The sequence below is a fragment of the Pseudomonas kurunegalensis genome (assembly GCF_030291635.1).
GTDB classification, from domain to species: Bacteria; Pseudomonadota; Gammaproteobacteria; order Pseudomonadales; family Pseudomonadaceae; genus Aquipseudomonas; species Aquipseudomonas monteilii.
Map to the genome: position 1 here is coordinate 1,820,586 of NZ_CP127871.1, position 25,360 is coordinate 1,845,945.

General features: G+C 63.2%; 24 protein-coding genes. 12 read left to right on the plus strand and 12 right to left on the minus strand.

Translation table 11 applies throughout. The annotated features are described in order from the left end of the window. Positions 1 to 72 precede the first annotated feature (72 nt). Positions 73 to 1,170: an efflux RND transporter periplasmic adaptor subunit gene (locus QQ992_RS08210; protein ID WP_105945285.1), complete on the plus strand. Its 1,098-nt coding sequence runs from the start codon at positions 73 to 75 to the stop codon at positions 1,168 to 1,170. Further along, positions 1,167 to 4,250: a MexW/MexI family multidrug efflux RND transporter permease subunit gene (locus tag QQ992_RS08215; protein WP_286112953.1), complete on the plus strand. Its 3,084-nt coding sequence runs from the start codon at positions 1,167 to 1,169 to the stop codon at positions 4,248 to 4,250. The genes QQ992_RS08210 and QQ992_RS08215 overlap by 4 nt, the downstream gene beginning before the upstream one ends. 131 nt (positions 4,251 to 4,381) lie before the next feature. Here QQ992_RS08215 and QQ992_RS08220 read toward each other — a convergent pair whose 3' ends face one another. The 5 genes from QQ992_RS08220 to QQ992_RS08240 all read right to left on the minus strand — a co-directional run bounded on the left by QQ992_RS08220 (position 4,382) and on the right by QQ992_RS08240 (position 10,078). Next, positions 4,382 to 5,119, minus strand: a complete 738-nt coding sequence (locus QQ992_RS08220) for a GntR family transcriptional regulator (RefSeq protein ID WP_286112954.1) — start codon at positions 5,117 to 5,119, stop codon at positions 4,382 to 4,384. A 50-nt stretch (positions 5,120 to 5,169) separates the two neighbouring features. Further along, entirely contained in the window at positions 5,170 to 6,684 is a 1,515-nt protein-coding gene (locus tag QQ992_RS08225) for a DHA2 family efflux MFS transporter permease subunit (protein ID WP_286112956.1), read from the minus strand. Further along, on the minus strand, positions 6,674 to 7,816 hold the full coding sequence (locus tag QQ992_RS08230; RefSeq protein ID WP_286112958.1) for an HlyD family secretion protein: 1,143 nt from the start codon (positions 7,814 to 7,816) through the stop codon (positions 6,674 to 6,676). Before QQ992_RS08230 ends, QQ992_RS08225 begins: the two co-directional genes overlap by 11 nt. A gap of 28 nt (positions 7,817 to 7,844) precedes the next feature. Next, on the minus strand, positions 7,845 to 9,263 hold the full coding sequence (locus tag QQ992_RS08235; RefSeq protein WP_286112960.1) for an efflux transporter outer membrane subunit: 1,419 nt from the start codon (positions 9,261 to 9,263) through the stop codon (positions 7,845 to 7,847). 104 nt (positions 9,264 to 9,367) lie between these two features. Continuing rightward, a complete protein-coding gene (locus QQ992_RS08240) occupies positions 9,368 to 10,078 on the minus strand; it encodes an AraC family transcriptional regulator (RefSeq protein ID WP_286112961.1) in 711 nt (236 codons plus the stop codon). Positions 10,079 to 10,591: 513 nt separating this feature from the next. On the opposite strand from QQ992_RS08240, the gene QQ992_RS08245 reads away from it, so the two are divergent. Then, positions 10,592 to 10,864, plus strand: a complete 273-nt coding sequence (locus QQ992_RS08245) for a DUF3077 domain-containing protein (protein ID WP_286112962.1) — start codon at positions 10,592 to 10,594, stop codon at positions 10,862 to 10,864. Between the two features lie 91 nt (positions 10,865 to 10,955). Here QQ992_RS08245 and QQ992_RS08250 read toward each other — a convergent pair whose 3' ends face one another. Next, positions 10,956 to 11,399 (minus strand): acetyltransferase, encoded by a 444-nt coding sequence (locus QQ992_RS08250; RefSeq protein ID WP_286112963.1) that lies wholly within the window; start codon positions 11,397 to 11,399, stop codon positions 10,956 to 10,958. Between the two features lie 364 nt (positions 11,400 to 11,763). Here QQ992_RS08250 and QQ992_RS08255 point away from each other — a divergent pair, with 364 nt between their 5' ends. The 4 genes from QQ992_RS08255 (at position 11,764) to QQ992_RS08270 (ending at position 15,105) form a co-directional block, all read left to right on the plus strand. Next, complete coding sequence (locus QQ992_RS08255; RefSeq protein WP_286112965.1) at positions 11,764 to 12,690, plus strand: LysR substrate-binding domain-containing protein; 927 nt, start codon at positions 11,764 to 11,766, stop codon at positions 12,688 to 12,690. Positions 12,691 to 12,795: 105 nt separating this feature from the next. Beyond that, a complete protein-coding gene (locus QQ992_RS08260) occupies positions 12,796 to 13,863 on the plus strand; it encodes an NAD(P)-dependent alcohol dehydrogenase (RefSeq protein ID WP_286112966.1) in 1,068 nt (355 codons plus the stop codon). After that, positions 13,860 to 14,354: a (R)-mandelonitrile lyase gene (locus QQ992_RS08265; protein ID WP_286112967.1), complete on the plus strand. Its 495-nt coding sequence runs from the start codon at positions 13,860 to 13,862 to the stop codon at positions 14,352 to 14,354. Before QQ992_RS08260 ends, QQ992_RS08265 begins: the two co-directional genes overlap by 4 nt. Then, a complete protein-coding gene (locus tag QQ992_RS08270; protein ID WP_286112969.1) occupies positions 14,323 to 15,105 on the plus strand; it encodes a carboxymuconolactone decarboxylase family protein in 783 nt (260 codons plus the stop codon). The genes QQ992_RS08265 and QQ992_RS08270 overlap by 32 nt, the downstream gene beginning before the upstream one ends. 16 nt (positions 15,106 to 15,121) lie before the next feature. Here the strand turns inward: QQ992_RS08270 and QQ992_RS08275 are convergent, their stop codons facing one another. Then, positions 15,122 to 15,634 (minus strand): SRPBCC domain-containing protein, encoded by a 513-nt coding sequence (locus tag QQ992_RS08275; RefSeq protein WP_286112971.1) that lies wholly within the window; start codon positions 15,632 to 15,634, stop codon positions 15,122 to 15,124. A gap of 102 nt (positions 15,635 to 15,736) precedes the next feature. Between QQ992_RS08275 and QQ992_RS08280 the strand changes: the two genes are divergently transcribed. The 4 genes from QQ992_RS08280 to QQ992_RS08295 all read left to right on the plus strand — a co-directional run bounded on the left by QQ992_RS08280 (position 15,737) and on the right by QQ992_RS08295 (position 20,758). Further along, positions 15,737 to 16,651, plus strand: coding sequence for a LysR family transcriptional regulator (locus tag QQ992_RS08280; RefSeq protein WP_286112972.1), 915 nt, complete (start codon positions 15,737 to 15,739; stop codon positions 16,649 to 16,651). Between the two features lie 65 nt (positions 16,652 to 16,716). Beyond that, positions 16,717 to 17,217 carry an RNA polymerase sigma factor gene (locus tag QQ992_RS08285; RefSeq protein WP_286112973.1) on the plus strand — a complete coding sequence of 167 codons (501 nt, stop codon included), beginning with the start codon at positions 16,717 to 16,719 and terminating at the stop codon, positions 17,215 to 17,217. Positions 17,218 to 17,266: 49 nt separating this feature from the next. Beyond that, positions 17,267 to 18,208 carry a FecR family protein gene (locus tag QQ992_RS08290; RefSeq protein ID WP_286112974.1) on the plus strand — a complete coding sequence of 314 codons (942 nt, stop codon included), beginning with the start codon at positions 17,267 to 17,269 and terminating at the stop codon, positions 18,206 to 18,208. 114 nt (positions 18,209 to 18,322) lie between these two features. After that, positions 18,323 to 20,758, plus strand: a complete 2,436-nt coding sequence (locus QQ992_RS08295; RefSeq protein ID WP_286112976.1) for a TonB-dependent siderophore receptor — start codon at positions 18,323 to 18,325, stop codon at positions 20,756 to 20,758. Between the two features lie 4 nt (positions 20,759 to 20,762). On the opposite strand, the gene QQ992_RS08300 is transcribed toward QQ992_RS08295, so the two are convergent. The 4 genes from QQ992_RS08300 to lysA form a co-directional block, all read right to left on the minus strand. Then, a complete protein-coding gene (locus tag QQ992_RS08300) occupies positions 20,763 to 21,188 on the minus strand; it encodes an NUDIX hydrolase (RefSeq protein ID WP_286112977.1) in 426 nt (141 codons plus the stop codon). Positions 21,189 to 21,205: 17 nt separating this feature from the next. Next, the gene (locus tag QQ992_RS08305; RefSeq protein ID WP_286112978.1) at positions 21,206 to 21,718 is read right to left on the minus strand and encodes an HIT family protein; all 513 of its coding nucleotides are present in this window, start codon (positions 21,716 to 21,718) and stop codon (positions 21,206 to 21,208) included. Between the two features lie 71 nt (positions 21,719 to 21,789). After that, positions 21,790 to 22,038, minus strand: coding sequence for a hypothetical protein (locus QQ992_RS08310; RefSeq protein WP_286112980.1), 249 nt, complete (start codon positions 22,036 to 22,038; stop codon positions 21,790 to 21,792). 364 nt (positions 22,039 to 22,402) lie between these two features. After that, positions 22,403 to 23,635 carry a diaminopimelate decarboxylase gene (lysA, locus tag QQ992_RS08315; protein ID WP_286112981.1) on the minus strand — a complete coding sequence of 411 codons (1,233 nt, stop codon included), beginning with the start codon at positions 23,633 to 23,635 and terminating at the stop codon, positions 22,403 to 22,405. Positions 23,636 to 23,759: 124 nt separating this feature from the next. Between lysA and QQ992_RS08320 the strand changes: the two genes are divergently transcribed. Beyond that, on the plus strand, positions 23,760 to 24,665 hold the full coding sequence (locus QQ992_RS08320; protein ID WP_286112982.1) for a LysR family transcriptional regulator: 906 nt from the start codon (positions 23,760 to 23,762) through the stop codon (positions 24,663 to 24,665). A gap of 164 nt (positions 24,666 to 24,829) precedes the next feature. Here QQ992_RS08320 and QQ992_RS08325 read toward each other — a convergent pair whose 3' ends face one another. Continuing rightward, a complete protein-coding gene (locus QQ992_RS08325) occupies positions 24,830 to 25,183 on the minus strand; it encodes a hypothetical protein (protein WP_009684028.1) in 354 nt (117 codons plus the stop codon). Positions 25,184 to 25,360 lie beyond the last annotated feature (177 nt).

Here is a 25,360-nt window from a genome sequence, read left to right on the forward strand (position 1 = left end):
AAGTTAAGTTGAGCTCTTATAGTCCTGCCCGATCTTCCCCGCAACCGCTTTCCTGATTGATCGGAGCACTGCATGAACAAAAGGACGTTACTGGCCTGTGCCGGCGCTGTGGCAGGTGTGCTGGCGGGCGCCTATGCGCTGGTGGGCAACAGCTCGACGCAACCCGCTGCCGCTGCATGGCCGGCAACCAAGGTGGCGCTGGCCACGGCCGAGCAGGTGCAGGTGGCGCGGCAGAACTTTGCCTCGGGGGAGCTGGAGGCGGTCAACCAGGTGCAGGTGGCGGCCGAGGTGGCGGGGCGCATTACCCGTATCGCGTTCGAGTCGGGGCAGACCGTCACGGCCGGGCAGGTGCTGGTGCAGCTCAATGACGCCCCGGAGCAGGCCCAGCGCGTGCAGTTGCGGGCCAAACTGCGCAACGCCGAAGTGGTGTTGCAGCGCAGCCGCAAACTGCTGGCAATGCATGCCGTTTCCCAGGAACTGTTCGATAACGCCGCCACTGCCGTGGATGTGGCCAGTGGCGAGTTGCAGCACGTCGAGGCGTTGATCGCGCAGAAGGCCATCCGTGCGCCGTTCGCCGGCAAGCTGGGTATTCGCCGGGTACATCAGGGCCAATACCTGGGCGCTGGCGAGACCATCGTCAGCCTGGCAGATACCCGACAGTTGCACGTCAACTTCTCCCTGGGCGAGCAGGCCGCGCCCGACGTGCAGGTGGGGCAGGTGCTGGCACTGGGTGTGGATGCCGTGCGCGGCCAAGGCTTCCAGGCCCAGGTAGTGGCGGTCGACCCGGTTGTCAGCAAGGCGCGCCTGGTGCAGGTGCAGGCCGCCTTGGCGAACCCGGACGGGCAGTTGCAACCGGGCATGTACGCCAGCGTGCGCCTGGACGCGGCACAGCCATCGACCGTGCTGGCCGTGCCGGAAACCGCAATTACCTACACCGCCTATGGGCAGACGGTGTTCGTCGCCACCCGGGATGCGGAACACGGCACCCGTGTGAAACGGGTGCAGGTCACCACCGGTGAGCGCTGGCAGGGGCGGGTGGAGGTGACCTCTGGTCTTGCGCCGGGTGATCAGGTGGTGGTCTCTGGCCAGCTGAAACTGAACGATGGCATGTCTGTCGAGCCGGTGGCCCAGGACAGCCTGCAGGCCAGCCAGGGAGGGCGGCAATCGTGAAGTTCACTGACGTCTTCGTGCGCCGCCCGGTGCTGGCGCTGGTGGTCAGCAGCCTGATCATCCTGCTGGGGCTGTTCGCCATGGGCAAATTGCCGATCCGCCAGTACCCGTTGCTGGAAAGCTCGACCATCACCATCAGCACCGAGTACCCCGGAGCCTCTGCCGAGTTGATGCAAGGCTTCGTGACCCAACCGATTACCCAGGCGGTGTCATCGGTGGAGGGCATCGACTACCTGTCCTCGTCCTCGCAGCAGGGGCGCAGCCTGATTACCCTGCGCATGGTGCTGAACCGCGACTCGACCCAGGCACTGGCCGAGACCATGGCCAAGGTCAACCAGGTGCGCTATCGCCTGCCGGAAAAAGCCTACGACCCGGTGGTGGAGCTGTCGGCAGGTGACTCCACTGCGGTGGCCTACGTAGGCTTTGCCAGTGACACCTTGTCGATACCCGAGCTGAGCGATTACCTGTCGCGGGTGGTGGAGCCGCAGTTCTCCGGCATCGACGGCGTGGCCAAGGTGCAGTCGTTCGGCGGGCAGCGCCTGGCGATGCGCCTGTGGCTGGACAGCGAGCGCATGGCCGGGCGCGGGGTGACGGCAGCCGATGTGGCGCAGGCAGTGCGTGCCAACAACTACCAGGCGACGCCCGGCCAGGTGCGCGGCCAGTACGTGCTGGCCGATATCCAGGTGGACACCGACCTCACCCGGGTCGAGGACTTTCGCGAACTGATCATCCGTAACGCGGGCACCGACCTGGTACGCCTGCGCGATGTCGGCACCGTCGAGCTGAGTGCGGCGGCCACCCAGACCAGTGCCACCATGGATGGCAAACCGGCCGTGCACCTGGGCTTGTTCCCCACGCCAACCGGCAACCCGCTGGTGATTGTCGAGGGCATTCGCCAGCTGCTGCCGCAGATTCAGCAGACCCTGCCGCCGGGCGTGCATGTGGCGTTGGCCTACGAGACCGCACGCTTCATCGACGCCTCCATCCACGAGGTGCTGCGCACCCTGGTAGAAGCGATGCTGATCGTGGTGCTGGTGATCTGGCTGTGCCTGGGTTCGCTGCGCAGTGTGTTGATTGCGGTGGTGGCCATCCCGTTGTCGATGCTCGGGGCTGCGGGCCTGATGCTGTTGTTCGGTTTCAGCCTCAACTTGCTGACCTTGCTGGCGATGGTGTTGGCCATCGGCCTGGTGGTGGACGATGCCATCGTGGTGGTGGAGAACGTGCACCGCCATATCGAGGAGGGCAAGTCGCCGGTCGCCGCAGCATTGGCCGGGGCACGGGAAATTGCCGGGCCGGTGATTGCCATGACTCTCACGCTGGCGGCGGTGTATGCACCGATCGGGCTGATGGGCGGGCTGACCGGCACGCTGTTCCGCGAATTTGCCCTGACCCTGGCGGGGGCGGTGATCGTGTCTGGCGTGGTGGCGCTAACCTTGTCGCCGGTGATGAGCTCGCTGCTGCTGCAACCCGGTCAGCAGCACGGCGCAATGGCCAACCTGGCGGACCGGTTGTTCGGGGCACTGACCGGGGCTTACGGGCGGGTGCTGGCTTACACCCTGTCTCATCGCTGGATCAGTGGCGGCGTGGCACTGCTGGTGTGCCTGAGCCTGCCCTGGCTGTACCTGCTGCCACAGCGCGAACTGGCCCCTCCCGAGGACCAGGCGGCGGTGCTCACGGCTATCAAATCGCCGCAGCATGCCAGCCTGGACTATGCGGAACGCTTTGCGCTGAAGCTCGACCAGGTGATGAAGTCCATTGCCGAAACCACCGACACCTGGATCATCAACGGCACCGACGGCCCGGCCGCCAGTTTCGGCGGCATCAACCTCAGTGCCTGGCAGGCTCGCGAGCGCTCTGCTGCGCAGGTGCAGGCGCAGCTTCAACAGGCAGTTGCGGACATCGAAGGCAGCAGCATTTTCGCCTTCCAGGTGGCCTCGCTACCGGGTTCCAGCGGAGGCTTGCCGGTGCAGATGGTGCTGCGCAGTGCCCGTGACTACCCCGAGCTGTACCAGACCATGGAAGCCCTCAAGCAGCGTGCCCGCGACAGTGGTTTGTTCGCCGTGGTGGACAGTGACCTGGACTACAACAACCCGGTGGTGAAGGTGCGCATCGACCGGGCCAAGGCAGCCAGCCTGGGCATCAGCATGCAGGCCATCGGCGAGTCGTTGGGTGTGCTGGTGGGCGAGCAGTACCTCAACCGCTTCGCCCTGTTCGGGCGCTCCTACGACGTGATTCCGCAGAGCATTCAGGACCAGCGCCTGACGCCTGCGGCGCTGAACCGCCAGTATGTGCGCGCCGAGGACGACAGCTTGGTGCCGCTGGCCACGGTGGTGCACCTGGATATCGAGGTTGCGCCTAATCGCCTGCTGCAATTCGATCAGCAGAATGCCAGCACCTTGCAGGCGATACCGGCGCCGGGTGTGTCGATGGGCAATGCCGTGGCATTGCTTGAGCAACTGGCCAGTGAGTTGCCGCCTGGTTTCAGCCACGACTGGCAATCGGAATCACGGCAGTACGTGCAAGAGGGCTTTGCCCTGATGTGGGCGTTTCTTGCCGCATTGGTGGTGATCTATCTGGTGCTGGCGGCGCAGTACGAAAGCCTGGTGGATCCGCTGATCATCCTGGTGACCGTGCCGCTGTCGATCTGCGGTGCGCTGCTGCCGCTGGCGCTGGGCTGGGCCACGTTGAACATCTACACGCAGATCGGACTGGTGACGTTGATTGGCCTGATCAGCAAGCACGGCATCCTGATGGTGGAGTTCGCCAACGAGATCCAGGTGCGCGACAACCTTGATCGGGCGGCGGCTATCGTCCGTGCTGCGCAGATACGTTTGCGGCCTGTGCTGATGACCACGGCGGCGATGACCTTTGGCGTGCTGCCGCTGCTGTTCGCCAGTGGTGCCGGGGCCAACAGCCGCTTCGGGCTGGGAGTGGTGATTGTGTGCGGGATGCTGGTGGGCACCTTGTTCACGTTGTTCGTGCTGCCGACGGTGTATGGGTGGCTGGCGCGGGATCATCGGGTGCAATCGGTGCGTAGCCGGCAATTGATCGAGGCCGAGCAGCAGCTGCGGCCCCTGTAGGAGCGGCCTTGTGTCGCGATGGGCCGCAAAGCGGCCCCAGGGTTCTACGCCGCCGCCGATATTGCCGGGGCTGCTGCGCAGCCCTTTCGCGACACAAGGCCGCTCCTACAAGGGGCCTCGTATGCCTGGGATCAGACGGGCGAGCGATCACGGCGCATCTGGGTGACCAAGGTAAAGCGGTCATCCGGGTGCACCGTTTCGGAAACTGCCATCAGGTCGCCGTTTTCCTCGCGGTAATGGCGAATGATCTTCAACCCCGGTGAACCCGCCTCGGCTTTCAGCGCGCAGGCCATTTCTGCGCTCAGTAACACCGCCCGCACCTGCTGGTCGATCACCGCGATCGCCCGGCCATAGTGCTGTTCGATCAACCCGGCAATCAGCTGGCCGGGGTGCTCGCGGGCCAGCTCGATGACCTCGGCATAGTCGCGCTGCGCATACACGTCGGTCCAGCACAGCGGTGCGGCACTGTGCAGGCGGTCGATGCGGATGCTGGACACGCAGAAGTAATGCTCCCCCGGTACCAACCCTAACCGTGCCGCCTCGCTCAGGTCGGCGACGAAGTGCCTCACATCCTGGATTTCCCGCTGCTGGGTTTCGGCCAGGTGTGCAAGGTCGGCCACGCTGGCCAGCGACTGTGAATAGCCACCGAGCGGGCTACTGGCCTCCACCCGGGTGCCTACGCGTTTGCGCCGCGAAACCAGCCCTTGCCCGAGCAGTTGGTCGATGGCCGCACGCACCGTGTGCCGGCTTACACCGTACAGGTCGCACAGCTCGAACTCGGTCGGCAGCAGGCTGCCCACCGGGTAGCGGCCGCTGGCGATGCCTTGCATCAAGTCCTTTGCCACGGTGGCGTAGCGCGTCGGGTTCATACGGTTGGTCTGTCGGGCACAGTGTGTGGAGGCACAGTGTACCAGCCCCCTCAAGCGGCCCGCTGGGCGCGCAGCAGCAACGCCGCCACCGCACAGCCCACCAATGCCAGGCACGCAAGGTAGAACGCATCGCTGTAGGCCATCAGGTACGCCTCTCGCCGAACAGTGGCCGCCAACCCTTCCAGCACCTGCTGCTGGTGCGGTAGCCAGCTTTGCACTGTCTGGTTGACACGTTCCTGTACCGTGGGCTCGAACACCGTCACCTGCTCGTGAATACGCTCACTGTGAAAACGCTCACGGGTCGCCACCAGCTGTGTCAGCCCGGCGGTGCCAATGGCGCCCCCCAGGTTGCGCAGCATGGAGAACACCGCCGAGGCCGAGCCGGCCTCGCGCTTGTCCAGCCCGGCCACCGCCAGCACCGACAACGCCACCATGATGAACGGCTGGCCAATGCCACGCACCACCGTGGACGGGATGATCACGTTGTCGGCACTGTCGGCGCTCAGGCTCGCCCCCAGCCAGCAACCCAGCGCCATGATCAGAAAGCCACTGGCGACCATGAACTTGGCGCTGGTCCAGCTCATCAGGCGTGGCATCAACGGTGCCAGCAGCAACTGCACCACGCCATAGGCAATCAGCGCCACGCCAACGTCGTGCGCACTGAAGCCCTGCAACTGCGACAGGTAGTTGGGCACCAGGAACACCAGGCCGAATGTGGCGGCGCCAAAGATGAACATCGCCACGCTGGCGACACCGAAGTTGTAACGGCCAAGCAGCCGCAGGTTGATGAACGTACGCTGGCCGAACAGTTGCGTCACCACGAACACCACCAGTGCGATACCGGCGATCACGCTCATGCCGACAATGAATGGCGAGCCGAACCAGTCCAGCCGGCCGCCTTCTTCCAGCACGATCTGCAGGCCACCCAGGCCGACGACCATGGCCGCGATACCCAGCCAGTCACCCTTGCGCAACAGTTCGAGCTTCATCGGCCTGGCCTCGATCGACCAGGCGATGGCGCACAGCAGCGCAATGCCGGGGAACAGTTGCAGGTAAAAGATCCAGCGCCATGACCAGGCATCGGTCAGCCAGCCACCAATCGACGGCCCGGCTGCCTGCGCCACGCTGTTAGCCAGGCTGAACAGCGCCATGCCCATGGCCATCTTGCTCGCTGGCAGCTCGGTGATGATCAGCTGGAACGACAGTGGGATCAGCACCGCCCCCGCAGCGCCCTGGATTACCCGGATGAAGATCATCGCCTCCAGGCTCGGGGCCCAGGAGCAGGCCACCGAGGCCAACAGGAAGATGAACGAGCCGGTCCACATGACCCGGCGCAGCGAGAACACCTCCACCAGCCAGGCGGTCAGCGGAATCATCACGATTTCCGCCACCAGGTAGGCGGTGGAAATCCACGAGCCTTCCTCGAAGCTGGCACCCAGCGAACCGCGGATTTCCGGCAGGGCAGCGCTGGTGACGTGCACGTTCATGCCGGCCATGAAGCAGCCGAACAGACCACCCAGCACCGCCACCCAGGCACGCAGCGAGACCGGTTGTTCAGTGCGCATCGGTAACCTCTGCGGGGCGGGTGTCGACGGTAGTGACCACCGACATGCCGGGCAGCACCTGTGGGCCATCCAGCGGTTTGTCGAGCAGGATGCGCACCGGGAAGCGCTGGACGATCTTGGTGAAGTTGCCGGTGGCATTGTCGGACGGCAGCAGGGCGAAGACATTGCCGGAGGCTGGCGAGAAACTGGCCACATGACCGTGCAGTGGCTGGCTGGCGAAGGTGTCTACACGTATTTCTACCGGTTGCCCGGCGCGCATGTGAGCCAGTTGGGTTTCCTTGTAGTTGGCCACCACATAGGCCTGCTGCAGGGGCACCACGGCCAGCAGCGGCTGGCCCGGCACCACATACTGGCCGGCGCGCACGCGGCGCTGGCCAACCACACCGTCGATGGGGGCGCGGAGCACGGTGTCCTGCTCATCCTGTTCGGCCAGTCGCTGGCGGGCCAGCGCGTGGGCCAGCGCTGCTTCTTTCTGTTTCAACGTGGCGTCGGCCTGGGCGGATCGCGCCTTGGCCATGGCCAGCTGCGCGCGCTGTTCGCGCAAGGCGGCCTGCGCGCCCTGCAGTGCGGCCTGGGCCTGGGAGGCAGCGGCACTGGCGCTTTCCAGGCGCTGTACCGTTGCGGCATCGTCACGCACCAGGCCACGGTAGCGTTGCATGTCCAGCCCGCTGCGCCGATGTTCGGCTGCAGCGCCCTGCACGGCGGCTTCAGCCTGCAGGATGGCTTGCTGCTGCTGGTTGATACGCTCGGCCGCCACCTGCTGGCTGGCGTGGGTGGCAGTCAGCGCCGCCCGGGCTTCGGCCACGCCGGCCTGGGCCTGGTCGAGGCGGGCCTGATAGTCGCGGGCTTGCAGGCGCACCAGTACATCGCCGGCTTTTACCGGTTGGTCGTCATCGACCTCGACCTTGGCCACGTAGCCGGCCACACGAGGGCTCAAGGCCACCCAGTCGGCACGGATGTAGGCGTCGTCGGTGGTTTCCAGGTAACGGCCGGTGGTGAACCAGTAGCTGGTGAAGGCCAACAGGGCGATGGCTGCCAGGCTGCCACCTGCGATGTATGCCAGACGGCGAGATACGGCCTTGCTCTTTTGCTCAACGGCGGTTGACGCGGTTTGTTCTACAGCAACATTCATGATCTCTATCCATTCTTGATGTTTGGAACTACCACCGCCCGCCCAAGGCGCGAAACAGGTTGACCTGTGCTTGTGCCAGGCGGCCTTGGGCCTGGACATGGCTGCTTCGCAAGCGGATCAGTTCACGCTCGCTGTCGAGCAACGCCAACCCGTCCACGGTGCCGGCCCGGTAGTTGCTTTGGGCCAGGGAAAAGCCGCGCTGGCTGTGCGCCAGGGCCGCGTCCAGTGCCTGCAACCGCTGTCGCTCGCCGTCGTAGCGAGCCAGCGTCTGGCGCACGTCTTTCAGTGCATGCAGCGCTACACCTTGGTAATGGGCCACCTGCGCTTGCTGCAATGCTTCGGCTTTATTGACCCGAGCGCGGTTGGCCTTGATGTTGGGGAACTCCCAGCGGATCAACGGGCCGATGCCGAACATCACCGCACGGCTGTCGCCCAGGTTGGCAAGGTGGTGGTCCGAGGACGTCAGCGACGCGCCGAAGCTGACCTTCGGGTACAGGTCGGCCCGGACGATTTCGGTCTCCAGCGTGGCAGCTTGCAGTTCCCGTTCGGCTTGGCGCACATCCGGGCGGCGTGCGAGTAACTGCCAGCCGTCGCCAACCGGCAAGGGCGCCGACAGCGAAGGGATGGACGTGCAGGTGCTGGCCTCGGCCAAAGAGGCTTGGCCGCTGAGCATGCCCAGCTCGTACAGCGCCATCTGCCGTCGGGCCTCTAGCATCGGCAACCGCGCCCGCACCTGTTCACGCAGGCCCAGCAGGCGTTCGCTGTCCAGGGCCGTGGCAATGCCGGCCTGGTGCTGGCGCTCGCTGAGTTGCACGCTGTGGTCGAGGGTTTGCAGAGATTGGCGGGCTTCGTCCAGGCGAGCCGTGTAGATGCACTGGTCGATATAGGCTCGGCTGGTCTGGGCCACCACCTGCAGGCGCATCAGGTCCAGCGCGGCCTGGGTGGCTTCAGCCTGCACCTGTGCACGCGCAATGGCGGCGCGCACCTGGCCCCAGACATCCACCTGGTACGCCAGCTCGATGCCCGGGTTGAATTGCCATTGTGATGGCGCGTGGCTGTCAGTCGCTTCGGCCAGGGTCTGGTCATCGGCGCTCTTGCCATACGTCGCGGCAAGGCCCACGGAGGTGGAGGGCCAGCGCCTGGCATCGAATTCGCCGATGCCCGCCAGCATGGCCTGCACATTCGCTTCGGCCTGCTTCAGGTCCTGATTGTGCGCCAGGGCTTGCTGCACCCAGTGGTTGAGCTGTGGGTCCCGGAACAGTGCCCACCAGCGCTCGGGCAGAGGTTGCTTGCTGGTGCCAGCCGGCAGGCTGGCCAGCGGGTCCGCTTGCAGTGCGGTGGGGGGCTCGGCCGGTGTGGGTTGCCGGGCGCAAGCCGCCAGCACGCTCAGCATGCCGATGGCGGCGCCAAGCCGGGCAGGGAAAGGGAATGATTGCAGTAGAGGCATCACACACGTCGCTTCAGGGGTGGTGATGCGAGGTTAACGATGGCGAGGCAGGCCTCGCTGCCGCAAGCAGGACAACCCTGCGCGCAAGTGGGACAACCTGTCAGTCAGTACCCGCGCGCGCAGCCGTTCTGCCAGTCGCTGGGGGCGTAGCCGAGGATGCGCTTGAACATGGCGGCAAAGGCGCTGGCGCTCTGGTAGCCATGTTCCAGTGCCACATTCAGGATGGGCTGGCCGTCGGCCAGGCACTGCTGGCTGAGCATCACCCGGGCCCGGGCGCGCCATTCGCCATACGACATGCCCACCTCGCGCTGGAACAGCCGCGCCACGCTGCGGGCACTCATGTTCAGCTGTGCGCCGCATTGTTCCAGGGTCAGGTCCTGAGCCGGGTCCTGCAAGAAGCGTTCGCACCAGGCACGCAAACGCGCCTGGTGCGGCAGTGGCACAAAGGCATCGATGCGCCTGGCAGCGGCCAGTTCACACTGGATCAACGCCCGCACGTGTTCGCCGTCTCGCAGGTCGAGCAGGCGCGCTGCAGCCAGGATCAGTTCGTGCAGCAGGCCGGACACCACGATAACCTGGCAATGCGCGACGCGTGCCTCGAGCAACAAGGTGCGCATGCTGACCACGCCCTCCATGCGAATGGCATGGCTGACACCAGCGGGCATCCATAACGCATGCCCGCCGGGGATCACCCAGCTACCGCCCTCGCTGCTGACCCGCATCACGCCGCTGGCGGCGTAGATCAGCTGGTCTTCGGCGTGGCAGTGGCTGGCGATTTCATCGCCGTGCCGGTAATCCATTCCCAGTGCTTGCATGTGGGCATCCTCGATAGTGGGTCCGAGTATACGGTGGTTGAGTGGTGCCCGGTTGCTAAGGGTTGCCGCATATTGGAAGTGGATTGTGCTTATGTTGCTATTTTTGCGTTAAATAAGACTTAAAATTGTTGGTAAGTAGGGATCTGCGATTTTTCGTAGCAAAGAGTCCGACGCATGTGATGCGGCGTCTGTGAGATCGAGCGCCGCCCGCGCGGCGCATCGCGAGCAAGCTCGCTCCTACATTTGTTTCGGGCCAATTATTCCTGTGGGATCTGCGCGCGAACCCTTGGCGCATGGCTAGATATCGCGTCGTACAAACAGGGCGGTCGCGCGCATCTGTCATAGGCGTTACTCGCCCGAAACAAATGTAGGAGCGAGCTTGCTCGCGATGCGCCGCGCGGGCGGCGCTCGTTTTCGTAGGCGCTGGAGATGTTGTGGCAAGCACCTGGTGGCCCTGACCCCATGCCATTGCGCACGCGCGGCTATGCGGCCAAAAGGAAGAGGAGTGACAACATGGCAGACGAACCCAAGGTCATCCTCACCATCGGCGCAGAAACCTTTCTCGAAGTCGGTAACCCGCCAATCGATCTTCTGCGGGGCCAGCCCGGCATTCCGATCGATGATGCCTACGAACAAGTTTCGATCCTGCTGAGCTACATCAAGCATCTGCTGCGCGAAGGCGATATGGAGGACGACCACAAGTTCCTGGGCGCCGCCGATTACCTCACAGCGTTGGCCAAGGCTTTGATGAACGAAATAGAGCTGACCAGAAATACCTTGCGCTGAACTGCTTTCCTTACGGCAGCAGCCTTGCCGGGGCCGCGTTGCGGCCCTTTGTTTAAACAAGGGACTGCCCCTTGCAATGTGTGCGTTGCGATCACGTCCTCCTGGGCAAGCTCATGTGCAGTAACGGAAATGGCCGGCCTTCGCCATCCAGGGGGGAACGGCCTGTCTGGATGAAACCGTAATGCCGGTAGAAGCCCACAGCCTGCGGGTTTTGCTCGTTGACGTCGACACTCATTGAATGGCGCGATTGGCGGCCGAAGTCCAGCAGCGCGCGGCCAATGCCTTGCCCATGGAGGTCGGGGTCGACGAAGAGCATTTCCACATGCTGCTCGTTGAAGCCGATGAAGCCCAGCGGCTGGTCATCCGTGTCGACTGCTACCCACAGCTCGACGGCCGGGAAGTAGATATCGCGCAGCTGTGGCAGCAACGCGTCGATGTCGGCGGGCTGTAGAAAGTGGTGCGTCGCGCGAACGGCGCGCAGCCAGATGTCGAGCAGCTGCGGGTAGTCGGCAGCGATGCCTTGGCGAATGATCATGAGGTCATCCTGAATATATTGATGGCGGGTGGGCGCGCCTGCGAGTGGCGGCCATGCAGGTGTCGGCATCATGAATGACCGCTTCGCGAATCAACGCCTGGGCGGTGCACGGCAGGGGAGGCCGGAAAGGACGAGAGGGTGAGGGTACCCGGATTGTGTTGTGTGGGGCAATGAAGCCTGAGCGTGGGCTTTGAAAGGTATGTCGCCGGTGCCGGCCATTTCGCGGGTAAACCCGTTCTTACAGGTGCCACGCTATACCCGCGAACATCGGCACAGCCGGTACCATTTCAGGTTTTGACTCGACTGTAGTCCCTGTCGATGCTGGAATGGAATCCGCACGACAAGGCCATGGCCGGGAGCGCCAATGAACCGAAACGAACTGCGCAAAGCCGATATCAACCTGATGGTGGTGTTCGAAGCCCTGATGCAAGAGCGCAACCTCACCCGTGCGGCAGAAAAACTGTTCATCGCCCAACCCACGGTCAGCGCCGCGCTGGCCAGGTTGCGGGCGATGTTCAACGACCCGTTGCTGATCCGTGTGGGCAACCGCATGGAACCGTCGGCCAGGGCCGAAGAGGTGATCAAGTACCTCACCCCGGCGCTGGATGCGATGTCCATCGCCCTCAGTCTGTCCCATGACTTCGATCCGGCAACCAGCAACATGACGTTCCGCATCGGTTTGTCCGATGACGTGGAGTCGGGCTTGCTGCCGCCACTGCTGCGGGCCCTGCGGGTGGAGGCGCCGAACGTGGTGGTGGTTGTGCAGCATGTGGATTACTGGCGCATACCGGATTTGCTGGCAGCAGGCGATGTTACGGTTGGTATCAGCCAGACCAGAGGGCTGCCAGCCAACGCCAAGCGCAAGGTGCTGCGCACCATGCAGGGCAGGGTGGTGCGGGCCGACAAGTCAGTCAGCCCACTGACACTGGATGAGTTTTGCGCCCGCCCGCATGTTCAGGTCTCGCCCACCGCCAATACGCAGGGTGTGGTCGACGACTGGCTAAAAGAAATCGGCCGTGAACGCAAGGTGGTGTTGTCGGTGCCGCAGTTCAGTTCATTGCCAGCAATTCTGGCCGGCACCGACCTGCTGGCCTGCTGCCCGGACTATGCCGCGCAAGGCATGGAACGCTGGGGCAACCTTCAGGCCGAGACGTTGCCGTTCGAGACGGCTGCACTGGAACTGGCCATGGTCTGGTTGAGCACCACCGATAGCGACCCTGCCGAACGCTGGTTGCGCAGTCGCCTGGAGCAGTACATGGGCGGCGAGCGTGAGGTGGCCATCGGGCTCTAGCCGCGATCATTTGCAGAATCAGGCAAGCATCGCACGGGATCACACTACTGCTTGGCGCATGTCGACCGGGAGAATGGCCCTCACCACCTGTAGGAGGGTCGAATCATGCTTGTCAATGCTTACGGTGCACACGCCGGCAACCAGCCTTTGCAACCACTGCGTATTACTCGCCGCGCGCCAGGCGCTCACGATGTCCAGATTGATATCGCGTTCTGCGGCATCTGCCATTCCGACTTGCACCAGGTGCGCTCGGAGTGGGAAGGCACGCAGTATCCCTGCGTACCCGGCCATGAAATCGTCGGCCGTGTGACTGCGGTCGGGGCGCATGTTGCCACCTTCAAACCGGGCGATCTGGTCGGTATCGGTTGTATCGTCGACAGCTGCAAGCACTGCGCCGACTGCGACGAAGGCCTGGAAAACTACTGCGACGGCATGGTCGGTACTTACAACTTCCCGACCGCCGATGCCCCTGGCTGGACGCAGGGTGGCTATTCACAGGCAATCGTCGTGCATGAGCGCTACGTGCTGCGCATCAGTCACCCGGAGGCACAACTGGCCGCTGTTGCCCCGTTGCTGTGTGCGGGCATCACCACCTATTCCCCCTTGCGTCACTGGCAGGCCGGCCCGGGCAAAAAAGTGGGTGTGGTGGGTATCGGTGGCCTGGGCCATATGGGCATCAAGCTGGCCCATGCCATGGGCGCCCATGTGGTGGCGTTCACAACGTCGCCGAGCAAGCGTGAAGCGGCGCTGCAACTGGGGGCCGATGAAGTGGTGGTATCGCGCAATCCGGAAGAAATGGCCGCTCACCTGAAAAGCTTCGATTTCATCTTGAACACCGTCGCCGCACCCCATGACCTGGATGCCTTCATGGTGCTGCTCAAGCGTGATGGTGCCATGACCCTGGTCGGTGCACCGGCCACGCCGCATGCGGCACCCAACGTGTTCAACCTGATCATGAAGCGCCGCACGCTGGCAGGCTCGATGATCGGCGGCATCCCGCAAACCCAGGAGATGCTCGACTTCTGTGCCGAGCACGGCATCGTTGCTGATATCGAGCTGATTCAGGCCTGGGAAATCAATGAGGCCTACGAGCGCATGCTGCGGGGTGAAGTGAAGTACCGCTTCGTGATCGACAACGCCAGCCTGACGGATAGCAATGAGGTAACGGTATGAGCAAACGGGTAATGGAGACAGTACTTTGTGTTGCAGCGCTGCAGGCTGGCGGCGCGGATGCCGATCAGTCGCGTACGGCCGGGCAGCAGATTTCCCGCGTCGGTGAGCAGCATTCGGTAGCGGGCCCTGAGGCGTTTTTTACCGGCCAGGTGCGGGTCGATCCGGTGTGGCCTGCAGATGAGCACATCAATGCGTCCGGTGCGCTGGTAACGTTCGAGCCCGGCGCCCGCTCTGCCTGGCACACCCACCCGGCCGGGCAGCGGTTGGTCGTTCAGGCTGGAGTCGGGCTGACTCAGGAATGGGGCAAGCCTGTACAGGTGATCCGCCCGGGCGACGTGGTGTGGTGCCCGGCAGGTGTCAAACACTGGCACGGCGCTGCGCCGGGTACGGCCATGACGCACCTTGCAGTCACGGGCACCCTAGACGGCAAGAATGTCGACTGGCTGGAGAAAGTAAGTGATGAACAGTACAACGCCACGCTTGCTGACTGACTCACGTATTGCCATCGGTACTTTCACACTGGTGCTCACGTTGGGCACCTTGCTTTCATCGGCCATTGCACAGGAGGCCCATGCCATGAGCCAAGCGTCAGAAGCGGGCAACACCACTGAAACACTCACAGTGCGTCAGCAAGCGATCATCCCCATTGCAGCCTTCGCCGCCGCTGGCGATATCGCAGGTTTGAATCGCGCACTCAATGATGGCCTTGATGCCGGGTTGTCCATCAGTGATGCCCGGGAAGTACTGGTACAACTGTATGCGTACGCTGGCTTCCCTCGCAGTCTCAATGCGCTGGGTGAGTTGCTCAAGGTCGTGCAGGCACGCAAACAGCAAGGCATTGTAGATACTCCTGGCACAAACCCCAGCCGTGCTATCCCTCAGGGCGAAGCCTTGCTGGCGGCCGGCACTGCCAACCAGACCAGGCTGGCTGGGGGGCCGGTTGAAGGGCCTCTGTTCGACTTCGCACCTGCCGCCAACGAATACCTGCGTGCTCACCTGTTTGGTGCCATCTTCGAGCGCGACAACCTCGATTGGCAAAGTCGCGAATTGGCGACCGTAGCGATGCTCGCTGCGCTTACAGGTGTCGAACCACAGCTGCGGGCTCATATGCGAATGGGCATGAACACAGGGCTGACTGCCGGGCAACTGCGCCAGGCTGGTCGGGTCCTGGCTGAGCGGGTTAGCCCTGAAGCGGCGCTGCGTGCAGAGCAAGCGCTTGCCAGCCACCTGGCGTCTCTTTAAACGCATCGCGAGGTGTTCAGCGCTTGGCCTTGAGCGCTGCCTGTGCCAACCCCTCGATCCAGTCCTGGTGACCATTGATCATGGGGTTGGGCTTGGTACGGGCCAACTCCGTAGCCGGTTTTCCTTTCTGCGTTTCTTGCGTGAGGATGCGCACCCGGTTGCCGGGCAGGTCTTCGATCAGCCAGGCGTGATGCACGTCCAGGCGCGTGTCGGTATCGCCCTCGACCCAGCCATGCCAGGCCACGCGTGCGGGTTGGCCTGGAGCAGGTGGCACATGCTCGGTAACTTGAGCCTCGACCGGGAAGCCGAACGTGGTGAAGCGAAAGCGTGCGCCGTTGCTCAGGTACGGGCCGGAGCCATCATGAAAGCGGATGTCCGCTGCATTGCAGTAGTACGTTGGCCACGCCCGCGTGTCATCCAGTTGTTGCCAGACTGCTTCGGCAGTGAGGCCGGCGATGATGATTTCGTTCGAGGCAAAGTTCTCGGTGGTGCCGGGCAGGTATTCGTCTGGCCATTCGATGTGATGCATGGTTGATCCTCGGGTAAGGGGCGCCTTGGCGGCTTTGACGAAACCATGGTGCGCGCCCACAATCCATAACACCAATCACATCTCCTGAGCTAACCCATAAGCATGCGTAATATCAGGAACCTCGACCTGAACCTGCTGCGCACGCTCGATGTCTTGCTCGACGAAGGCAGCGTGACCCGAGCAGCAGAGCGTCTGGCGCTGACGCAGCCTGCCGTCAGCGGCATGTTGACCCGCTTGCGCGACAGCTTCGACGACCCGTTGTTTGTCCGTTCCCAGCGCGGACTGGTGCCCACTGCCCGTGCACAGGCGCTGGCCATTCCGATCAAGCGTGTGCTGGGCGAAATCGAAGGCATGCTGCAGCCGCCCGACTTTGACCCTGCCCAAGCCAGCCTCACACTTGCCGTGGCCGCCACCGACTATGCCCAGCGGACTTTGCTGATGCCTTTGCTTGCCGCGTTGCGCGATCAAGCCCCCGGTATCCGCCTTGCCGTGCGTGCAATCGAAGCGTCGCGGGTCGCGCAGCAGTTGGCGTCAGGTGAGCTGGACATGGCCATCCTCACCCCCGACAGCGTCAGCCCGGGTTTGCAGTCCATGCACCTTTACGATGAGCAGTACGTCTGCGCCATGCGCGTTGGGCACCCAGCCACCGGGCACCTGGACCTCGACACCTTCTGTACGCTGGAGCACGCAATCGTCTCGCTGGGCAGCGGTGCCTTTCATGGCGTCAGCGATGAAGCGCTGGCGCGTATCGGCAGGGCGCGGCGGGTATGCCTGTCGGTGCCGAGCTTTCTGATGCTGCTGGAGGTGTTGCGCAGCAGTGACCTGATCGGTGTACTGCCCAGCCGCCTGGTGCAGCCGGGGGATGGCCTGCAGGTGGTGGAGCCGCCGCTGGCCATTGCGGGGTTCAGCAAGGTGCTGGCTTGGCATGAACGCACGCATCATCACCCGGCGCATCGATGGGTGCGGGCGTTGCTTGCGAGTATCGGCGAGCAACCTCAAGGCCTCATGCGTAGTTGAGAATTGTTAGCAACAAGTGATACCGTGCCGCCCATTACTCCGCCGCTGCGCAGGATGCTTGGCGAATGCCGCAAGATCGCGACCCTCTGACATCGACATTCCTGGACAACCGCGAAGCGCTGAAGGCTTACCTGGTGCGGCACTTCGGCAATGCCACGATTGCTGACGACCTCACCCAGGAAACCTGGCTGCGCGTGGCCAGCCGCAAGGTAGGCGAGCGTATCGGTAACCCGCGTGCCTATATCTTCCGCATTGCCCGCAACCTCGGCATGGACATCCGCCGCCGCGAGGCCTTGGGCATCGAGGTACAGGCCGACCCGGTGCTGGTTGAAGGTGTACCCGATGCCAAACTGGACCCGGCCCGCAAGACCGAGTTGAGCCGCGAGTTGCAACAGGTCATGCAGGTGATCGCCGAGCTGCCGCCGCGCTGCCGCGAAGTGTTCATCCTGTGCCGTATCGATGGCCTGGACCACCAGCAGGTTGCCGAGCGCCTGGGCATTTCCAAAAGCACCGTGGTTTCGCAGATGGTCAAGGCCATGCAGCGCATCGAGAAGGCAATGTCATGAAAGGCTGGTTACACTGCGCGCGTTTTAACTGCCACCTGCCTGCACTTGCATGATGAACGAAAACGACTCGCATACCCCCCTGGACCAGGCGCTGGAGTGGTGCGTGCGCCTGCAGGACGCGGGCGTGACAGCGGCCGAGCGCGAAGCATTTGCACGCTGGCTTGCCGCCGACCCCAGCCACCCGGCTGCCTGGCAGCGTGCCCGGCAGGTATGGGGGGTAGCCGGCGTGGCGGGCCATGCCCATGTTGCCGCCAGCCGCACCCCGCTTCGGCGTTTGCCCCGGCGTAGGTTTGTAGGCCTGGCAACCGCAGCGGCGTTACTGCTGGCCTTTACGGTATTTGCCTTTTCTCCCGCACGTTGGGCGGATTACCGCACCGAGGTGGCTCAGGTGCGCAGCTGGACCTTGGACGACGGTTCGATCGTGCAACTGGCGCCGCACACTGCGTTGGACGTGAGCTTCAGTGCCGATGAGCGGCGGCTGCGCCTGTACCAGGGCGAGGCCTGGTTCAAGGTGGCGCCCAACCCGGTGCGGCCCTTTATCGTCGAGGCCGCAGGCGGTGATGTGCGCGCCTTGGGTACCGCGTTCGACGTGCAGGTGCTGGAGGACGGCGCGAACGTGACGGTGACCGAGCACAGTGTGCGGGTCAGCCGTGCGGGGCAGCAGGCCGAAGCCGGAGAGGGCCAGGCCCTGCACTACGACGCGCAGGGCATTGGCGCATTACGGCATGTCGACCCCGGGCAACAGTTGGCCTGGCGCGAGCAACGCCTGGTGTTTCGCGATGAGCCGCTGACGCAGGTGTTGCAGCGTCTGCAACCCTACTCCCGCGCGCACTTGCTGCTGACGGACAGCAGCCTCGCCCAGTTGCGGGTGACGGCAGCGGTGCAAGCGCGTGAAGCCGACGCGGCGTTGCAGAGCTTGCAGGTCATTCTGCCGATTCGTGTCACCACGGTGGGCCCGTGGCTGACCTTGGTACGCCCCGTAGAACACTGATTGAAAAAAACTGAAAAACCGCGTCGTTGTGTTTGGCCGGTGGTCCGTCTTTAGTCTTGATCGCAAACGAGAATGAATTGCGAGTATTGCCATCAGGACGGACTGGAAATTCGAATGCCCACGCCTAGCACCCCCATCAAACCCCTGCTGTTGGTCAGCGCCCTGAGCTGCGTTTTCACGCTCGCCGCCCTGCCGCAAGCACACGCGGCCAGCACCACCCAGGCGCAAACCCGCACCTACAGCATTGCCGCCCAGCCGCTGGAAGGCGCGATTGCGCAGTGGTCGGCCAGCAGCGGTATCCAGCTGTTTGCCGACGGCGCGTTGACCCGCGGCAAGACCAGCAGCGCCGTGGTCGGCCAGTACACGGCCAGCGCTGCACTGCAGCAGCTGCTGGCCGGTACCGGTCTGGGCTTTGTCATGGCCGATGGCAACCGCGCCTACCTGCAGCAACGCAATGACAACGAAACGGCGGTGCAGTTGGGTGCAACCACCATCCAGGGGCAGGGCCTGGGCATGACCAGCGAGCACACCGGCTCGTACACCACCGGTGCCATGCAGACGGCAACCAAACTGCCGATCTCGCTGCGCGAAACCCCCCAGTCGGTTTCGGTCATTACTCGCCAGCGCATCGAAGACCAAGGCATGACGACGCTCAATGATGTGGTGAGGAACGCACCGGGGCTGACTTTGACCCAATGGGGCGCCGAACGGCCGCGTTTCAATTCCCGTGGCTTCGGCATCGAGAACATCATGTTCGACGGGCTGCCCGTCGCGTATGAAGAGGCGTCCTTGTCCACCGGGGCGTTGGCCATGTACGACCGGGTCGAAATCGTTCGCGGTGCGGCGGGTCTCATGGAAGGGGCCGGATTGCCCTCGGGCTCGATCAACCTGATCCGCAAGCGCCCTACGGTTGAGCCGCAGGTCATGGTGACGGGCAGCCTTGGTAGCTGGGACAATCGTCGTTTCGAGCTTGATGCAGGTTCTGCGCTCAATAGTGACGGTACGCTGCGAGGCCGCACGGTGTTGAGCTACCAGAACAAGAACGCGTTCACTGACGATTCGGGCAATGAACGTACTTTGCTGTATGGCATTGTTGAAGCCGACCTGAATGACGACACTACGGTCAGCCTTGGCTTGTCCTACAGCGATGAAAACAACCCCGGTGCCGACTGGAACGGCCTGGGTACCTACCCTGACGGCAGCTTCCTGCCCATTTCCCGCTCCGACCGCATGAGCCCGTCCTGGTCCTACTGGAACAAGGAAAGCAAAACGGTGTTCGCCGATATCGAGCACCGTTTCGACAACGGCTGGAAGGCCAAAGGCGCGGCCACCTACATCACCAGCGAAATGAACATGATGGGTACCTTCCTGGCCAATCCTACGGTTGATGCCAGTGGCAACCCGAGCATGTCGCTGCGCGGCGGCAAGTACGATTACGAGCGTAACCAGTCCAGCGTCGATGGTTACCTGACCGGCCCGTTCGAGTTTGCCGGGCGGACCCATACGCTGGTGGTCGGCGCCAGCCATCGTGAAAGCGACTGGGATGACCGTGGCGGGCCGTTCGTGACCAATGGCAATTACGAACTGGTGCAGTTCAACCCCATTACCTGGGACCCGGGCTCGGTGGCCAAACCGGTTGGTGTCGACATGTCGCTCTACAACCGCCAGACCGAGGTTGAACAGAGCGGGGTCTACAGCACGGCACGCTTCAGCCTTGCCGAGCCATTGACGCTGATCGTCGGAGGGCGTGTCGACTGGTACGAGCAAGAGATCAAGAACACCTCGCACTTCAAGGCAAACCGTGAGGTCACGCCCTATGCCGGCCTGGTGTACGACCTGAACGATACCTACTCGGTGTATGCCAGCTGGACCCGGATCTTCCAGCCGCAGAACCTGGAGACCGCAAGCGGCACCCTGCTGGAACCGATTCAAGGTACCAACTACGAGATCGGCCTGAAGGGCGAGCATCTTGGCGGCCGCCTCAATACCAGCGTGGCACTGTTCCAGATCGACCTGGAGAACCTGCCCGACCAGCTTCCGGCCAGCCAGTGCCAGGGTGGCACTACCTTGTGCTATGAGTCGGCAGGCGAAATCCGTAGCCGTGGTGTCGAATTTGAAGTCTCCGGGGCGCTGACCGAGAACTGGCAGATGTCGGCCAGTTACACCTACAACACGGCCGAGCGTGTCAAGGACACCACCTACAGCCCGATTGGCTCGTTCACCAAAGGCAAGCGCTACGGCACCAACCTGCCCGCCAACCTGTTCAAACTGACCACCAGCTATCAATTGCCGGGTGAACTGGACCAGTGGCGGGTGGGCGGCACGGTGCGGTCCCAGAGCCAGACTTACACCCAGTACGGTGTGCAGCAAGGCGGCTACACGCTGTATGACGTGTTCACGCGCTATGACGTGACCGCCAACCTGCAGGTCAATTTCAACCTGAACAACGTGTTCGACAAGCGCTACTACTCGTCGATCAGCTCTACAACCGGCAGCAACTTCTTTGGTGAGCCACGTAACTTCCTGGCGACTGCCCGCTACAAGTTCTGACGGCTCAGCTAAAAGGCGTACGCGTTTTCAAGGCGTTGTACAAGAAGGCCAGCGCCCGCTGAAAGACCGGGTGGCAGTCGCTCAGGGGCGGGTCTTCGAGGTATGCCCAGAAGAACGCGAACGGGTGGCCATGGTCATCCTGTGTCTGGTGAGACCAGTGCTCGGGCAGGGCATCCTCCACCTGGCACAGGTGAAACGACCACACCTGGCCAAGATGGCCGGCATCCCAGCAGCCCAGGTCTTGTATGACCCTGGCGTTGGCGATGCCGGACTCCTCGGCCAGTTCGCGCAAGGCGGCAGTGGCAGGGGTTTCACCTTTTTCAATGGTGCCTTTTACCAGTTGGACGCCGGCCTGAGGGTGGCGAAACAGCAGGATCTTTGCCGGCAGCGAGGATGAAAGGACTACGGGGCAAGCCTTGTTGGGGCGCATGGAGGCTTCCATTTCAGTCAATGCGGCGCGCAGTGGTTCAAGAATGCGCTGCGCAACAGGGTAATGGCTTCGTCCACTGAATACCCTTGTATCGCCGGTGGTTCAGGGCGCTCACAAAACTCACGCCAGACGTATAGCGTCAACTCGGCGCCGTCGGTTTGCGGCTGCACGCTATCGGTCCAGCCGAATGCCTGCAGCGCCCGGTATCGTTCGTCTGCCCAGAACAGCGCTTCGACCCAAGGGTAAACAGGGATGAAATGGAAGTGGATGGTATACCCCGCGTCATGGCCATACCGGCCTATGTACAAACGCGACGGTTGCAGCTGCGCTTCCATCACCTGCTGCGTGCGCGCCATGAGAATGCCCAGCTCGGCCTGGGCCTCCACGGGCAGGGCCGCCAGTGAGTTGACCGACGCCCGTGCGCTGAGCATCAGGTAACCGGGCAGGGCGCTGTTCATGCGGTGGTTCAGCACCCAGTGCCGGGTTTCGTGGATGATGAAGCGGGAGGGGATGTCCAACTTCGCCTGCATTTCACGCCTTCCTGTAGCAAAGCGGGCAGGTTACCGCAGGGCCGGTAACCTGTCGCGATGGCATGAAGCGATTATTGATGGGCTCTGCGCTTGCCCGATTTTTTCGTCGGGCGCCTGCCAGGCTTGAGCTGCCAGCGGTCGGCGTTGGCGAGCAGGCGTTCTTGAATGGCTTGCGGGTAGTCGCTCAGCGTCGTCACCGGTGGCACTGGCTTGCCGGGCGTGCCGGCCTCGCGGATCACTTTCGGCCAGCGCGGTCGCCAGCATAGCAACAGGCTGAGCCAATGACCTGTGCCGATGATGACGAACGCGGGCCAGACCATGAGCAGGATGACTTTGAAAAGCCAGCTGCTTTTGCGGAAGAAACGGCCAAGGCCCTCGAACTGGGCGCTGAAGGCCTGGATGGGCGAGGCTTGGAGGTGTCTACGAAACCAGGGGCGATTCAGTATTGACTTCGGCAGGTGTTTTGATCGGTTTTCACGTCCACGAAGAGGCTTTCGTCACGCTACGGAAAGTCGGCGGGAGAGTGAACCTGAGAGGTTTGTTGTAGGCGACCTGGCAAATCAAAAGGGCCGCAAAGCGGCCCCCGGGTTTTTGGCATCATGGCACCTATTGTTGGGGCTGCTTTACAGCCCTTTCGTGACGCAAGGCCGCTCCCACAAAGGTAATGCTAATGCTTTAGTGTAGTTAGAACCCCGCCTCCAGGCCCAGCAGGTCCTGCACGGTCTGCCGCCGGCGAATCATGCGCAGCGCCCCTTCTTCGATCAGGAACTCCGGCAGCAACGGCCGGCTGTTGTAGTTCGACGACATCGACGCCCCATAGGCCCCGGCATCGTGAATCACCAGCAAATCGCCCACCTGCGCCTGGGGCAGGTCCTGTGGGGTCAGCTCCTGGTCATCCTGGGTAAACACATCCCCCGACTCGCACAGCGGCCCGGCCACCACGGTCGGCTGGCGTGGTCGGTCCACTGGCTGGCCGTTGGCATCGAGCAGGGTCATGCCGTGGTACGCACCGTACATCGCCGGGCGCATCAGGTCGTTGAAGCCGGCGTCGATCATCACGAAGGTATTGCGCCCCACCTGCTTCACGGCGCGCACTTCGGCCACCAGGTAGCCGGATTCCGCCACCAGGAAGCGCCCTGGCTCGATCTCCATGCGCACCGGGTGGCCGAGCATCGCTTCGATTTCCTTGCGTGCCGCTGCCCAGGTCTGGGCGTAGCGCTGCAGATCGACCGGTTTGTCGGTGCTGCGGTACGGGGTGGAGAGCCCGCCGCCGATGGAAAACGCTTCGATGTCCACGCCCAGGCGGCCAATCAGCTCGATCATCGAGCGAGCCACCTGCTCCAGATGCTGGTAGTCCACACCGGAACCAATGTGCATGTGCACGCCCACCAGGTGCAGGCCATGGGCCTTGATGCAGGCCAGTGCCTCCTCCAGCTCTTCGTGCCAGATGCCGTGCTTGCTGTTCTCGCCGCCGGTGTTGGTCTTGCGGCTGTGGCCATGGCCAAAGCCCGGGTTGATGCGGATCCACACGCGGTGGCCGGGCGAGCGTTCACCCAGCTGGCGCAGCATGTCGATGGAACCCGCGTTCACTTCGATCTTCGAGGCTACCACGCGCTCCAGGGTCGGCCGGTCCAGCGCGTCGCAGGTCAGCACCACGCCGGCGGGGTCGCCGTCCACACTCGCACCGGCGGCAAAGGCCCGCTCCATCTCACCCAGCGACACCGCGTCCAGCACCAGGCCATGGGCACGCATCAGGCGCAGCACATGCAGGTTAGGGTTGGCTTTCTGGGCGAAGCGTACGGTGTCGAACACCTTCAGCTGCTCGACACGTTCGGCGATGGTGCTGGCGTCGTACGCCCACAGCGGCGAGCCGTGCTGGCGGACAGCTTCGGCCAGGAGGGAGAAAGGTGCGGTCATGGTGGCGCTACTCATAGAAGGATGACCACGAGGATGAGCCAAACAAGGAATTCAGAAAAATAGCTATTTTTCTGCCGATCATTCATATCTGATATACCCATTGCTGACTTTGCCGGGTACTGCTGTGAAACTCTCCGTCCGCCATATCGAAGTGTTCCGCGCCATCATGGCCGCTGGCAGTGTGACCGGTGCCGCGCGCCTGCTGTATACCTCGCAGCCCACTGTCAGCCGCGAACTGGCGCGGCTGGAGCAGGTAACCGGGCTGAACCTGTTCGAGCGCGAGGGTGGGCGCCTGGTGGCGACTGCCCAGGCGTTGCTGTTGATCGAAGAGGTCGAGCGCGCTTACGTCGGGCTGGAGCGGATCGACCGTTTTGCCCAGGCCATTCGCAATTTCGAGCAGGGGAGGCTGGCCATCACTTGCCTGCCGCTGTTCTCCCAGACGTTGCTGCCCAAGGCTTGCCAGCGCTTCCACCAGCAGCATCGGGGCGTGAGCGTGAGTATCCTGGCGCAGGAATCGCCATTGCTGGAAGAGTCTCTGGTGGCCCAGCAGCACGACCTTGGCCTGACCGAGGTCGAGCAGATACCGCGCGGTGCCTATGGCGAGCTGCTGTTCAGCGCCAACATGGTGTGCGTGTTGCCCGCGCATCACCCGCTACAGGCAAAAGCCGAGCTGGAACTTGCCGACTTTCATGAGGTGGACTTCATCAACCTGGCCAGCCTGGACACTTACCGCCAGCGGCTGGACCAGCACTTTCGTGCGGCGGGGGTGAACCGCCGCACGGTGATCGAAACCACCAGTGCCGCCTCGGTGTGCGCCATGGTCAGGCAAGGCCTTGGCGTGGCGATCATCAACCCGTTGAGCGGGCTGGAGGCGGCGCAGGGCGGGTTGCCGATCCGCAGGTTGCGGGTGTCGGTGCCGTACCAGGTGATGCTGATACGGCCAGACCACAGGCCGGCTTCGGCGGCGGTGGAGCCGTTTTGCGAGGCGCTGCGGGTGCAGGCCAAAGAGATGCAGGCGGCACTGATCTGAAGCCTGGCGCGGCCTTTGTAGGAGCGGCCTTGTGTCGCGATGGGCCGCAAAGCGGCCCCAGAATCTCGGCGTCACGGCATACATTGCTGGGGCCGCGTTGCGGCCCATCGCGACACAAGGCCGCTCCTACAGGGATCGCGCAAGCGTTTGGATTGCTGTATGGCTCAGAGTTCGCAGACGAAGGTCCCGGTCCCGGCCAGGATGTTCTCCAGGGTTTCCTTCACTTCATCCAGGTCGCTCAGGTCGCTGGTCAGGTTGATCTCCAGCACCTCATCCCCCTTCAGCGCATCCCGGTCGCCGGCCGCCACTTCGATCAGCAGGCGCTTGGCACTCAGGGTCACTTTCAGCCCGTCCAGCGTCGATGGCTCGTCATCCAGGGTCAGATCGACGGTGTCTTCGTCCGGGTAGCGGGTAAGCAGAAACATCTGGCCCTTGTCGCTGTGGCAGCACAGGGTCGCCATGTTGTCTTCCTCGTCATCGCAAGGGGTGGCGAAGAGCAGGGCAGTGTTGATTTGCATGAGCGGGCTCGGATCAAAGTGAATGGAAGGGAATTCTGACAGTCTTGCGTACAGGCATAAACGTAAAGTTACCGCCCCTTGACCGAAATTGTCGCAGCGCTGCAAGCGTTGATGACCGATCAGTCGTTAAGCTTCGGCGAGCCCTGGGCGTGCCCGCGCACGTTCAACGCCTGGTTT